The sequence below is a fragment of the Alkalihalobacillus sp. FSL W8-0930 genome (assembly GCA_037965595.1).
GTDB lineage: Bacteria > Bacillota > Bacilli > Bacillales > Bacillaceae_D > Alkalicoccobacillus.
Genome location: CP150183.1, coordinates 2,658,133 through 2,671,262, shown reverse-complemented (window position 1 = coordinate 2,671,262; position 13,130 = coordinate 2,658,133). Strand labels below are relative to the sequence as shown.

General features: G+C 41.1%; 12 protein-coding genes. 9 read left to right on the top strand and 3 right to left on the bottom strand.

The features are described from left to right. Nucleotides 1–252 precede the first annotated feature (252 nt). Nucleotides 253–1,599 (bottom strand): IS4 family transposase, encoded by a 1,347-nt coding sequence (locus NSQ54_14205; protein ID WYP25463.1) that lies wholly within the window; start codon nt 1,597–1,599, stop codon nt 253–255. A gap of 342 nt (nt 1,600–1,941) precedes the next feature. Between NSQ54_14205 and NSQ54_14200 the strand changes: the two genes are divergently transcribed. The 6 genes from NSQ54_14200 to uvrC all read left to right on the top strand — a co-directional run bounded on the left by NSQ54_14200 (nt 1,942) and on the right by uvrC (nt 8,579). Continuing rightward, the gene (locus tag NSQ54_14200) at nt 1,942–3,009 is read left to right on the top strand and encodes an amino acid ABC transporter substrate-binding protein (protein WYP25462.1); all 1,068 of its coding nucleotides are present in this window, start codon (nt 1,942–1,944) and stop codon (nt 3,007–3,009) included. 91 nt (nt 3,010–3,100) lie between these two features. Further along, entirely contained in the window at nt 3,101–4,276 is a 1,176-nt protein-coding gene (locus NSQ54_14195) for an ABC transporter permease subunit (GenBank protein ID WYP25461.1), read from the top strand. 5 nt (nt 4,277–4,281) lie between these two features. Next, on the top strand, nt 4,282–5,490 hold the full coding sequence (locus NSQ54_14190) for an amino acid ABC transporter permease (GenBank protein WYP25460.1): 1,209 nt from the start codon (nt 4,282–4,284) through the stop codon (nt 5,488–5,490). Nucleotides 5,491–5,507: 17 nt separating this feature from the next. Further along, the gene (locus tag NSQ54_14185; GenBank protein WYP25459.1) at nt 5,508–6,299 is read left to right on the top strand and encodes an amino acid ABC transporter ATP-binding protein; all 792 of its coding nucleotides are present in this window, start codon (nt 5,508–5,510) and stop codon (nt 6,297–6,299) included. A 98-nt stretch (nt 6,300–6,397) separates the two neighbouring features. Further along, nucleotides 6,398–6,712, top strand: a complete 315-nt coding sequence (trxA, locus tag NSQ54_14180; GenBank protein WYP25458.1) for a thioredoxin — start codon at nt 6,398–6,400, stop codon at nt 6,710–6,712. 91 nt (nt 6,713–6,803) lie between these two features. Continuing rightward, nucleotides 6,804–8,579 carry an excinuclease ABC subunit UvrC gene (gene uvrC, locus NSQ54_14175; protein ID WYP25457.1) on the top strand — a complete coding sequence of 592 codons (1,776 nt, stop codon included), beginning with the start codon at nt 6,804–6,806 and terminating at the stop codon, nt 8,577–8,579. A gap of 61 nt (nt 8,580–8,640) precedes the next feature. Here uvrC and NSQ54_14170 read toward each other — a convergent pair whose 3' ends face one another. Then, nucleotides 8,641–9,048 (bottom strand): YslB family protein, encoded by a 408-nt coding sequence (locus NSQ54_14170; protein ID WYP25456.1) that lies wholly within the window; start codon nt 9,046–9,048, stop codon nt 8,641–8,643. Between the two features lie 378 nt (nt 9,049–9,426). Between NSQ54_14170 and NSQ54_14165 the strand changes: the two genes are divergently transcribed. From NSQ54_14165 to sdhB, 3 genes are read left to right on the top strand one after another with little or no spacing between them, the layout of a single operon-like run. After that, complete coding sequence (locus NSQ54_14165) at nt 9,427–10,035, top strand: succinate dehydrogenase cytochrome b558 subunit (GenBank protein ID WYP25455.1); 609 nt, start codon at nt 9,427–9,429, stop codon at nt 10,033–10,035. Between the two features lie 42 nt (nt 10,036–10,077). Further along, nucleotides 10,078–11,847, top strand: a complete 1,770-nt coding sequence (gene sdhA, locus NSQ54_14160; protein ID WYP25454.1) for a succinate dehydrogenase flavoprotein subunit — start codon at nt 10,078–10,080, stop codon at nt 11,845–11,847. After that, nucleotides 11,844–12,593: a succinate dehydrogenase iron-sulfur subunit gene (sdhB, locus tag NSQ54_14155; protein WYP25453.1), complete on the top strand. Its 750-nt coding sequence runs from the start codon at nt 11,844–11,846 to the stop codon at nt 12,591–12,593. Before sdhA ends, sdhB begins: the two co-directional genes overlap by 4 nt. A 52-nt stretch (nt 12,594–12,645) precedes the next feature. Here the strand turns inward: sdhB and NSQ54_14150 are convergent, their stop codons facing one another. Then, a complete protein-coding gene (locus NSQ54_14150) occupies nt 12,646–12,870 on the bottom strand; it encodes a response regulator transcription factor (protein ID WYP25452.1) in 225 nt (74 codons plus the stop codon). Nucleotides 12,871–13,130: the final 260 nt, after the last annotated feature.

Here is a 13,130-nt window from a genome sequence, read left to right as displayed (position 1 = left end):
ACCCTCTTTTTTTGTAACCTGAATTTAGCGGAAGTGGAAACGTAGACTCCTGTGGGAATAGTGCGTGGTGAAGACTCAGTAGCGGTGTCCTTCCGCGGAGGAGGCTGAGGCCGTACCCCATAGCCGTCAAGTTAAGAAAGGAAAAAGAAAGAGCTCATCCTTTCTCTTGTAGTGGATCTAGTATTTTCCATCAGGGTACGTATGGGTAGATTGGCTCTTTTTCTATTTTTTTTTGCACCGGATTCTACCGTTTTACTCCACACGCGCATGTGTTTCATAGGCGATCTGTAAGATGTCATAGGGACTTTGATGGCGGTGGCGATGGTCTTTTCGTCCATGTCGGTAAATGCTCTCGTAGATATTTTCTAGAACGTCTTCTAATGAAGAACGATGATAGAGAGCGTATCCTTTTGACTCTTCTATAGCCCTTTTGGCATGATGGATACACTTGTATTCACTGCCTTCGAGGTGGTGCTTTTGATGAAGATAGAACCGGCATTGAAACGCCACCATCGAGGAAAGCAGAATGTGTATAAGTTTCCCATACATGTGGCAGAGAAACCGATCTGGATTCATCGCGCGCACGTGATCAATGGCGAAAAGGGATTTCCACGTTTTGAAAAGAATCTCGACTTGCCAGCGTAAGGAATACATCGGATACAATGCTTGCACATCCATTTCTTCCTGTGTTAGGTTAGTGGCAAGGATTTGGGTATGATCCTTTTTGTCGGCGGATTGGGTATGACCCCCTTTCCGTCTTCTTTTTCGTAAACCGGCTTTCCTCTTGTTTTGTTGATCCTCTGTCAATCGTTGCACGATGACACGGGTTTGAAGGGTGTTCTTTCCTTTGACCCCTAATTGGATGACCCCATAATCTTTGATCGCTCCCGGTTCTAGCTGCTTCGCATCTTCTTCTGGTTTGATTTGGATTCGTTCCCCTTGATCATCTCTAGTCCAATAGGTCATATTGGCCGGCGTCCGCGTGATATAAGAAGCGCCTGCACGATCGATTTGTTTCAAATGGTCGCCAGAAAAGTAGCCGAGATCACGGATGATCAAATCACCTGGTTGAATCGTATCGGCTAATGCATAGGCGGCGTGATGGTCACTTTCTCTTGAACCGGAAAGTAAGGTATGCAAAAATTTCCCCTCATATAGCTCATACTCTAAATGAATTTTCGCTCCATCTGAAGAAGTACCATCTTTCTTTGGTCGTTCAAATGAAGTCGCATCTAAGATGCGGATCCGAGAAAACGGGGTCTCAGGAAGAGGTGGCATGGCCATCAACTCTTGTTTGGCCGCCAATTGAAAAAACACATGCTTCAAAAAAGCCGCTCCTTTTTCATCGAAGCGTTGATGTAAGGCTTGTTTGGAAAGGTGGGTATTGGATTCACGTGAAAGAGCCCCGCAAAGCTGTGTTAACTCTGTCGCACCGACGGGTTGAGGAAGAAAGGAACAAATACTTAGGAAATCCTCAGGTTTTAATTTCTTTAGACGCTGTACAAACCCAACATCTCGGGCAGATTGGCGAAGGTTCGGTACAGATAAAACGTCCAACACGGTTTTCGCAAACGTACTGAACTCCTCTTTTAAAGACACAAACGATCCCTCCCTAGGACTGGTTAAACCCCCATCCTAACGAAGAATCGTCTATAGTTAAACCGATTTTACTTAACTTGACGGCTATGGGCCGTACCCACGGAAAGCGAAGTTTCCACTGGAGCGGCGTAATTCGTAATGTTTAGGTACTACTTCATTCCTCATCCAACTACTAGACTCAATTGGAAATTAGTTATCTAAATGTGAATCAATATGTGTAAAATCTATATTTTTCTAAAATTATATAGTCAGATAATTTGACCAATTAAATGTATTTAGAATTCAACTAGTATATAACTAACATAGTTACTTTATACGAATTGTAAGGGGGACGCTAGAAGAATGAAAAAGTGGATGGTAAATGGAATGGTTGTAACGAGTTTTGCTGCACTACTTGTCGCTTGTTCCGAGGAAACGGACACTCCAGCTGAGGAAAATGGAGGTCAATCTGCAAACTCCGGAAACACGATCTCTGCGATACAAGATCGTGGAGAATTGATTATGGGGGCCAATGATCAGCTTCCTGGTTTTGGATACGTTGGTTCAGATGGAGCATACGAAGGTTTTGATATCGAGTTTGGAAAAGTAATGGCTGCTGCAATAATTGGAGATGCAGATGCTGTCGAATTTAGACCTTTGTCTGCTCAAGAACGCTTTACTGCCTTGCAAACAGGCGAAGTCGATATGCTTATCCGTAACACGACACTTACGCTAAACCGTGACGTGGAGATCGGTTTAAATTTCGGACCTACCACTTTCTACGATGGGCAAGGCATGATGGCTCCATCTGATAGCGGAATTGAAACTCTGGAAGATTTAGCAGGAGCAAGAATAGGGGTAGAGCAAGGTACTACCACCGAGCTGAACTTAGCGGATCAGATGAGTAAACGGGGAATTGACTTTGAATCCGTAACCTTCTCTGATCAAGATAGTTTAATTGCTGCCTACGAGTCAGGAACCATTGATGCTTGGACAACGGATCAATCTGGTCTGATTTCAAGACTCGAGACGCTACAGGATCCATCAGGGCACGTCATCTTAAATGAAGTTCTCTCGAAGGAGCCACTCGGCCCAGCCGTTCTAGATGGAGATGATCAATTCCTAGAAATCATGTTCTGGGCAACAAACGCTACGATCCAAGCTGAAGAATTTGGGATCACATCTGAAAATGTAGATGATTTCTTAGATACGGAGGATCCGGATATTGCACGTTTCCTAGGTGTTGAAGAGAACTTAGGAGAGCAGCTTGGACTCGAGAATGATTTTGCTTATCAAATTATCAAGCAGGTTGGCAACTATGCAGAGATCTACGATCGTAACCTAGGTGCAGACAGCCCATTCGAGCTTGAACGAGGTCTAAACGCTCTATACACCGATGGCGGGTTATTATACTCTCCACCATTTAGATAAACCAATTCATTTATAGAAGTAGCCTGCTTCGATTGGGAGGCAGGCTATTTTCATCAATTAATAGGTAACTATGAGGAAAGGATGACATCCATTGGCAGAGCCATCTACTCACAAACGACCGCCTTTTTGGCGTAATCAAAAATACTTGAATCTCATATGGCAGCTTCTATTTTTAGTGTTCATTATTGGGTTTATTGTTTTCTTAGCGACGAATGCTATGGCTGGCTTAAACCGAGCAGGTCTTGGACTTAGTTTTCAATTTTTAACGAATCGTGCTTCTTTTCCTATTGGGGAAACAGTGGTCAGCTTTTCTCCTTCTGATACATTTGTCCGTGCGCTATACGTTGGATTTCTTAATACATTAAAGGTCTCGATTGTAGGGATTGTGCTAACTACAATTGTTGGAGTTCTAGTTGGTATTAGTCGGTTATCGAGTAACTGGTTGCTTCGAACATTATCAACCTGGTACATAGAGATTTTCAGAAATACACCCGTTTTAGTTCAAATCTTCTTTTGGTATTTTGCAGTTATGCTGGCAATGCCGCGCATCCAAGATGTAAATGCCAATTATGGATTTATCATAAGTAACCGTGGTTTTGTCTTTCCTTGGTTTGATGCGAACTCAAGTCTGTGGATTTGGCTGGCTTTACTTCTTGTTCTACTGATCGCAGCCTTTTTAACATTTAAGTGGAAAAACAAACAACAAATTGAACAGGGGAAAAAGCTTTACCCAAGTCTTTGGCTAATAGGCGTTCTGATTATTGGAATTGGCGTCGGTTATCTAGTACTTGGAGAATTTCCTGCTTCATTAAGCTTACCTGAACATACGGGGACAGGTTCGGTTGGAGGCTATCGTTTTTCTCCGGAATTTGCAGCGATTCTGTTTGCACTCGTTATGTACACAGCTACCTATATCGCTGAAATTGTTAGAGGAGGTATTCTGGCTGTTCCAAAAGGTCAAATTGAGGCAGCAGAAGCTTTGGGCTTAAGCTCATCAAAAATTTTACGTTTCGTTACATTTCCGCAGGCCATTCGCACAATTATCCCACCCGTCACAAGTCAATATCTTGGCTTAGCGAAAAACTCTAGTTTAGCAGTGGCAGTTGGGTATCCGGATTTGTTTAGTGTAGGAAGTACGACATTAAACCAAACAGGTAGAGCGATTGAAGTAATAACGATTATGTTACTTGCTTACTTAACAATTAGTGTTGTGACATCCATCATTATGAACATTTATAACAAATACACCGCATTGGTAGAGAGGTGAATGGAATGAACACGGAAAAACTTCAACAGATAAAGTCCACGACTAGATCGCCTATGCCTGCTGAAGTAAGACTTAGTCCAGGTGCATGGCTTAAGAAGAATTTGTTTTATTCATGGTTTAGTTCCATCCTCACTATTACATTACTTGCTCTTGCGGTTTTATTAATTAAGAATATTGCAGGCTGGACCTTCTTTACGGCGCGTTGGGAAGTCATTTCCGCTAATTTTAAGCTGTTTATGGTGGGCCAGTACCCGATTGAGCAGCTTTGGAGAGTGTGGACTGCCTTGCTCTTAGTAAGCCTGTTTATTGGTCTTACATATGGAGCCAAACGAGGCATATCAACGATCATGTTTTTCTCAGTGACCACTGTCTATCTTGTTTCAATAGTCTTACCGTTTATCTCAGGTTCGTCTCGATTTTGGCTAGTTGGAGCCTTAGTTAGTTTAGGCGTTGGAGTGGGGATCGGGATGATTGTTCCATACCTCAAAAAGGTTGTCGGCTACGCATGGATTCTCTGTTTTATTCTTGTGTTATTTTTTATACAAGGCTTTGGCATCTTACCAGAGGTGCGAACAAATACATGGGGTGGCTTAATGCTTACCATGATGCTTGCAACCATTGCCATTGTTTTTTCCTTCCCGATAGGCGTGTTGTTTGCATTAGGGCGAGCAAGTAAGTTACCTATCGTTCGTACAATTAGTGTGATCTATATTGAAGTCATTCGTGGTGTTCCTTTAATTACTATTTTGTTTATGGCTCAGATTATGGTTCCGTTGTTTTTACCTGGTGGCGTAACTGTTGATAACGTGGTACGGGCAATGGTGGGTTTAGTCATCTTTAACTCTGCTTATATTGCTGAGAATGTAAGAGGAGGACTACAGTCTGTACCGAATAGTCAAGTGGAAGCCTCCCATGCTCTAGGGCTTAGTACATTTAAAACAACGGTGTTTATTGTTCTTCCGCAGGCACTACGTGTAACCATCCCTTCAATGGTAGGGCAGTCGATCTCTATTCTTAAAGATACAACTCTTGTTGCCACAGTAGGTTTGTTGGATATTCTAGGGATTGGACGAACGGTTACCTCTAATCCCGAATTTTTAGGAACTCAAAAAGAAGTGTTTGTCTTTGTTGCATTATTGTTCTGGGTTATTTGTTTTACGATGTCGGTCACTAGTCGCAAGCTGGAACGGTCACTAAGTGTCGGACATAATTAAGAATGGAGGCCAAAAGCATGAGCAAAGAAACAGAAGTGCTAGTTGAATTTGATCCTAGTATTCCTTTACATGAAAGAGAAGATATTATCGTGTGTGAGGGTGTAAATAAGTGGTACAGTAATGAGCTGCACGTATTAAAAGATGTAGATGTATCCATTAAACAAGGAGAGATTGTTTGTATTCTTGGACCTTCTGGGTCTGGGAAATCAACGTTTATCCGCACGATCAATGCCCTTGAGAAAATTCAAAAAGGAAGAATTACAGTTGATCGTACAGAGCTCAATGAGGACAATGCGGCTGTCGATGCCATTCGTAAGGAAACAGGGATGGTGTTTCAGTCATTTAACTTGTTTCCACACCTAACGATATTGAAAAATATTACGTTGTCTCCGATCTGGGTTAAAAAGTGGCCTAAGGCGAAAGCAGAGAGTATAGCCCTTGAGTTACTGGAGCGTGTAGGAATTCCGGAGCAAGCAAACAAATACCCTGGTCAACTATCTGGAGGTCAACAGCAGCGTGTAGCCATTGCGCGAGCACTTGCCATGCGTCCGAAGATCATGCTGTTTGATGAGCCGACGTCAGCACTGGATCCAGAGATGGTTAAAGAGGTGTTAGATGTAATGAAGGAATTATGTACAACGGGTATGACGATGCTTGTGGTAACTCATGAAATGAGTTTTGCGCGCGAGGTAGCCGATCGTATCATCTTATTTGATCAAGGTGAGCTGGTTGAGATGGGAACGCCTACGGAGCTTTTTGACAATCCCAAACATGAGAGAACAAAAGCCTTTTTATCAAAAATTTTGTAATGCATTTTGGTTTTGTAAGCAATTCATTCGCATCCAACATATTTGAGTGCTATAATACATTTGAAACCTAAGTTATAGGATTTAAAGGAGGATTTATCATGGCAATTGTGAATGTAACAGACCAAACGTTTTCTTCTGAAACAAGTAGTGGTGTTGTTCTTGCTGATTTCTGGGCTCCATGGTGTGGACCTTGTAAAATGATTGCACCCGTTCTTGAAGAGCTTGATTCAGAAATGGGCGATAAGATTAAAATTGCAAAGCTGGATGTTGATGAGAATCAAGAAACAGCTGGGAAATACAGTGTAATGAGCATTCCTACACTTCTTGTGTTTAAAGACGGAGAAGTAGTAGACCAAGTGGTTGGTTTCCAACCAAAAGAGGCTCTAGCTGAGCTAGTTAACAAACATCTGTAAGTTCCTCTTGCACGTGTAGAACCGCTTTCTCTTGCAGAAAGCGGTTTTTCTATGTATTCTTGTAAAACCTATTAGAAAAGGGGGGAGTCGAATGAGCCAGCTTAAAGAAAAGCTGACGATACTTCCTAATCAGCCAGGCTGTTACCTGATGAAGGATCGCCAAGGGACCATCATCTATGTTGGTAAAGCGAAAGTTCTTCGTAATCGGGTGCGTTCTTATTTTACCGGATCACATGATGCTAAAACTCAGCGACTCGTTAGCGAAATTGTCGATTTTGAATATATCGTTACCAGTTCAAACATTGAAGCCCTTATCCTTGAAATGAATCTCATTAAAAAGCATGACCCAAAATACAATGTTATGCTGAAAGATGATAAAACGTATCCCTATTTAAAGATCACAAACGAAAAGCATCCAAGATTACTTACCACAAGACAGGTGAAAAAGGATGGAGGGAAATATTTTGGCCCTTATCCGAATGCTGGAGCAGCAAATGAAACAAAAAAATTGCTCGATCGCATTTATCCATTACGCAAGTGTAGAAATATGCCTGATAGTGTTTGTTTGTACTATCACATTGGTCAATGCCTTGCTCCTTGTGTATATGAAGTAACAGATGAGCAAAACCAGGAAATGATTCAGGGCATTAGTCGTTTCTTAAAGTATGGGCATTCCGAAGTGAAGGAAACATTAACGGAACGTATGATGAAAGCCTCAGAGGAACTTGATTTTGAACGGGCAAAGGAAATCCGAGATACGATTTCCCATATGGATGCCATCATTGAGAAGCAAAAAATGACTGCGAATGATCATGTGGATCGAGATGTGTTTGCCTTTGCTTATGATAAGGGCTGGATGTGTGTACAAGTATTCTTTGTAAGGCAAGGAAAATTGATTGAACGGGATGTTTCCCTATTTCCATTTTATAAAGAAGCCGCTGAAGACTTAATGACATTTGTCGGTCAATTTTACCTGCAGAAGCAGCATATCAAACCTCAGGAAATTCTTGTTCCAAGTGAGGTTGATGCGGAACTTATGAACGAACTTCTTGAAGTGAAAGTTCTGGTTCCAAAGCGCGGCACCAAAAAAGAACTGTTGGATCTTGCTTCAGAAAATGCAAAAGTGGCATTAAAAGAAAAGTTCTCTTTAATTGAAAAAGATGAAAATCGAACCATAAATGCGATTGAACGATTAGGAAAAGCCATGGATATTGCAACACCATATCGCATCGAGGCGTTTGATAATTCAAACACGCAAGGGACGGATCCTGTATCTACGATGATTACCTTTCTTGATGGAAAGCCTAGTCGGAAGGACTATCGAAAATACAAGATCAAAACGGTTGAAGGTCCGGATGATTATGCATCCATGCGAGAAGTGGTTCGCAGACGATATATCAGGCTCTTAAAAGAAGACCTGCCTCTACCAGACTTAATTGTGATTGATGGAGGAAGAGGGCAAATCAGTGCGGCACAGGAAGTCATTGAGGACGAGCTTGGGCTAGGTATTCCTGTATGTGGTCTGGCTAAGGATGAAAAACACCGGACCTCACAATTACTTAAGGGTTCTCCGCCAGTAGTGATCCCTCTTGAGCGCGATAGCCAGGAATTTTATTTATTACAACGTATTCAAGATGAAGTTCACCGCTTTGCGATTACGTTTCACCGGTCTGTTCGTTCGAAGACGTTCTTCCAGTCTGTGTTGGATGATATACCAGGTGTTGGTTCCAAGCGAAAGCAAAAGCTTCTAAAGCATTTTGGATCTGTGAAAAAAATGAAAGATGCAAAAGTAGAGGAGATTGTGGAGCAAGGGATCCCACAATCTGTTGCAGAAGCCATTTTAACTAAACTAAACGAAGAATCGTAAAAAACGGCGAATGTTCCCCAATCAGGGTGCATCGCCGTTTTTTATATGTAGCTCTCTTGTACTAATCAAGTGGATCGTGACGATCAATGGTTACTTGGATCTGAACAAGCTGACGTTTTTCTGATAACACAGCTACAGCTGTAGCCTGAGTTTGCGTTTCATGCTGTTGGGCAAGAAAACCAGCCTCAAGCTGATAGCAGCGTTGATCTTTTTTGCCCATCCAAGGTCCAGTTAGTTCAAATGTTTTTTCATAGGGTTTTTCTTTTACTAGTGACAGCGTGCCCCACTGTGCTTTTTCGAAAAAGGAAATCAACTCATCTGTTGTCTCCAGAGGATATGATCTTGCTGTTGATTTGCCGACCCAGTAAAGTAAAGTCTCTTTTTCTGTTCCGAGTAGTTCGGATAATACATCATTTCGGATAAGGTCATATCCGAAATTAGACGTTTCTAGTTCAACCTTTGGTTCCATATCTAGTTAACACCTCTCTTAATCTAGTATAAAGCACTCCGTAAAAATTTCTATAGGTATCAAGGTGATTTTTTTATGTTCATTATTATAACAATGAATCTCTTCTTCTTACTTTATTTATCAACAATTTTAACCTTTACTTTTTAAAATGAAATGGTCTGAACCCGTCAATTGAAGAATATGTTAGAATTTCTTAAGTGTAAATTGTATACGGTTTCTTGACGGGTTTATCTGATCGGAGTACAATTAATTTGTCGGATTTTATTACCTATTAACCTATGATATTTCAGTAAGCGATGTCAGGAGGATCTGTTTATAAGAAAAATAGAAAAAGAGAACATACGCTGATTGGTTAAATTTTATGTGGGGGGAACTAGTATGCCTGAAAATCGTGAATATCTGTTTCGTAGACTACATTCTTTACTAGGTGTAATACCAATAGGAGTATTTTTAATTCAACACTTTGTTGTAAACCATTTCGCAACAAGAGGCGCTGAAGCATTTAATTCAGCCGCACATTTTATGGAAAGCCTTCCTTTCCGTTATGCGCTTGAAATTTTCATTATTTTCATTCCATTGCTTTATCATGCTATTTATGGCGTTTATATAGCGTTTCAAGCAAAAAATAATTCGTTTCAATATAGTTATTTCAGAAACTGGATGTTCCGTATTCAAAGAGTAACAGGAATTATCCTCGTAATCTTTATTACATGGCACGTATGGGAAACGCGAATTGCAGCAGCAAGAGGCGCGACAGTAGATTTTGATATGATGGCGAATATTTTTAGCAATCCATTTATGATTGCGTTCTATATTGTTGGAGTTGTAGCGGCTACATTCCACTTTGCAAATGGACTATGGTCATTTGCTGTATCTTGGGGTATTACAGTCACTCCAAAGTCTCAGCAAATCTCAACATTTGTAACACTGGGTATCTTTATCGTGATGACGATTGTTGGTCTTCGTGCCATTTTCGCATTTGTCTAAAATATGATTGTTTTGAGCGTATATTGAAGGAGTGAGTCAAGTATGAGCAAAGGCAAAATCGTTGTTGTTGGTGGTGGCTTAGCAGGCTTGATGGCCACAATTAAAGCAGCAGAAAAAGGCGTACCAGTAGATTTATTTTCCATTGTACCAGTAAAGCGTTCACACTCAGTCTGTGCGCAGGGCGGTATCAATGGAGCTGTTAATACAAAAGGGGAAGGAGATTCTCCTTGGGAACACTTTGATGACTCTATTTATGGTGGCGATTTCTTAGCAAACCAACCGCCCGTTAAAGCAATGACTGAAGCAGCACCTGGAATTATTCACCTTCTTGACCGTATGGGCGTTATGTTTAACCGTACACCAGAAGGGCTGCTTGATTTCCGTCGTTTTGGAGGAACACAGCACCATCGTACGGCATTTGCGGGTGCTACAACTGGTCAGCAGCTTTTATATGCGTTGGACGAGCAGGTTCGTAGACATGAAACGAGTGGTCTCGTAACAAAGTATGAAGGTTGGGAATTCCTATCTGCAATCGTTGATGACGAAGGCACATGTCGTGGAATCACCGCACAGGAATTAAGTTCTTCTAAGATTGAGAGTTTTCCTGCTGATGCAGTGATTATGGCAACTGGTGGTCCAGGTATTATCTTCGGTAAATCAACGAACTCGGTTATCAACACAGGGTTTGCGGCAGCTAAGCTGTACAAGCAAGGTGTTGACTATGCTAATGGTGAGTTTATTCAGATTCACCCAACTGCCATTCCAGGAGATGATAAGCTTCGTTTAATGAGTGAATCAGCTCGTGGAGAAGGTGGTCGTGTATGGACGTATAAAGACGGTAAGCCTTGGTACTTCCTTGAAGAGAAATATCCAGCGTATGGAAACCTTGTTCCTCGTGATATCGCAACACGTGAGATCTTCTCAGTATGTGTGGACGATAAACTAGGAATTAATGGGGAGAACATGGTCTATCTTGACCTTTCTCATAAGGATCCGAAAGAGCTTGATATTAAGCTTGGCGGAATCATGGAAATCTATGAAAAGTTCATGGGTGATGATCCAAGAAAAGTACCAATGAAAATCTTCCCTGCGGTTCACTATTCAATGGGTGGAATGTGGATCGATTATGATCAAATGACAAATATTCCAGGATTGTTTGCAGCGGGAGAATGTGATTATTCTCAGCATGGTGCAAACAGACTTGGTGCGAACTCACTTCTTTCTGCCATTTACGGAGGAATTGTTGCTGGTCCTAAAGCGGTTGAATACATCAATGGACTTGAGAAATCAACAGATGCAATGTCATCTTCTTTATTCAGTGAAGAAGTTCGCAAAGAGCAAGCAGCTTACGATAAGATTCTAACGCTTGATGGAAAAGAAAATGCGTATGTACTTCATAAAGAGCTTGGAGAATGGATGACTGATAACGTAACCGTTGTTCGTTACAATGATGCATTACTGAAGACAGACGAAAAGATCCAAGAGCTTATGGAACGCTTTAACAATATTAATATCAATGATACAGCGAAATGGAGCAACCAAGGAGCTGCATTCACAAGACAGCTTGGTTCCATGCTAGATCTGGCGCGAGTGATTACACTTGGAGCATATAACCGTAATGAAAGCCGCGGGGCTCACTATAAGCCTGATTTCCCTGAACGTAACGATGAAGAGTTCTTGAAAACAACAAGAGCAAGCTATAACGCTGAGACAAATGCACCTGACTTTGTTTATGAAGATGTCGACACATCGCTCATTAAACCTCGTAAGCGTGATTACTCTCAGAAAAAACAAGGAGTGGCTAAATCATGAGTGAAAAACTAATTCATTTTAAAGTAACTCGCCAGGATGAGCCAAATGGAGATAGTTATGTAGAAGAGTTTCATATTCCTTATCGTGCGAATATGAACGTCATTTCGGCTCTAATGGAATTTAGAAGAAATCCAGTGAATGCAAAAGGTGAGCAAACAACACCGATTGCCTGGGATATGAACTGTCTTGAGGAAGTATGTGGAGCTTGTTCAATGGTTATCAATGGCAAGCCACGTCAATCATGTACTGCCTTGATTGATAAACTAGAACAACCGATTCATCTTGAACCAATGAAAACCTTCCCGGTTGTCCGTGATTTAATGGTTGACCGTAGTAGAATGTTTGATTCATTGAAAAAAGTAAAAGCCTGGATTCCGATTGATGGAACATATGACCTAGGTCCTGGACCAAGAATGGCTGAGTCAAAACGTCAATGGGCATACGAATTATCCAAATGTATGACATGTGGCGTGTGCTTAGAATCTTGTCCAAATGTAAACAGCAAATCAGAGTTTATTGGACCAGCTGCGCTTTCGCAGGTTCGTCTGTTTAACGCTCATCCAACAGGTGAAATGAACAAGGCTGAACGCTTGAATGCACTAATGGGTGAAGGCGGTTTAATGAATTGCGGAAACTCCCAAAACTGTGTTCAATCTTGCCCTAAAGGTATTCCTTTAACAACTTCTATTGCGGCGCTAAACCGCTCAACAGCTCTTCAATCATTCAAGAATTTCTTTGGTGGTTGATCATGATAAAAAGACTGAAGTCCATGACTTCAGTCTTTTTTTGTTGCATAAATTATATTGTTAATTCACCTAATCTAATAAGTTCAATGACTGCTTGAGAGCGCCCCTTTACTCCAAGCTTTTGCATCGTATTAGAAATGTGATTTCGAACAGTTTTTTCACTGATGAATAGGTCTTGAGCAATATCCTTCGTCGTCTTATCTTGAACGAGTAGTTCGAATACCTCACGTTCCCTTTTTGTAAGTAAAGGTTTAGGTCCGAATTCTGCTCCTTTCAATGAGTTCACTCCTTCATGCTCGGGCTAGAGCTACCGGTGTTCCGGTAAGGGTTAAGTCATGACAGTATATGTATAGGGAAAACGATTGGTGCGACACTTTCTGCAAGAATTTTCAAATTGAATGATGGTAAATTGTGTGTAATTTTATAAACTTTATAAAAATATTAGATTTAATTTACTGTTTTGATATTGCCTAATCTTGAATTCTCACTGATAATATAACAAATGGAATAATTTTGAACATTTAAGGGGCGAAAGAA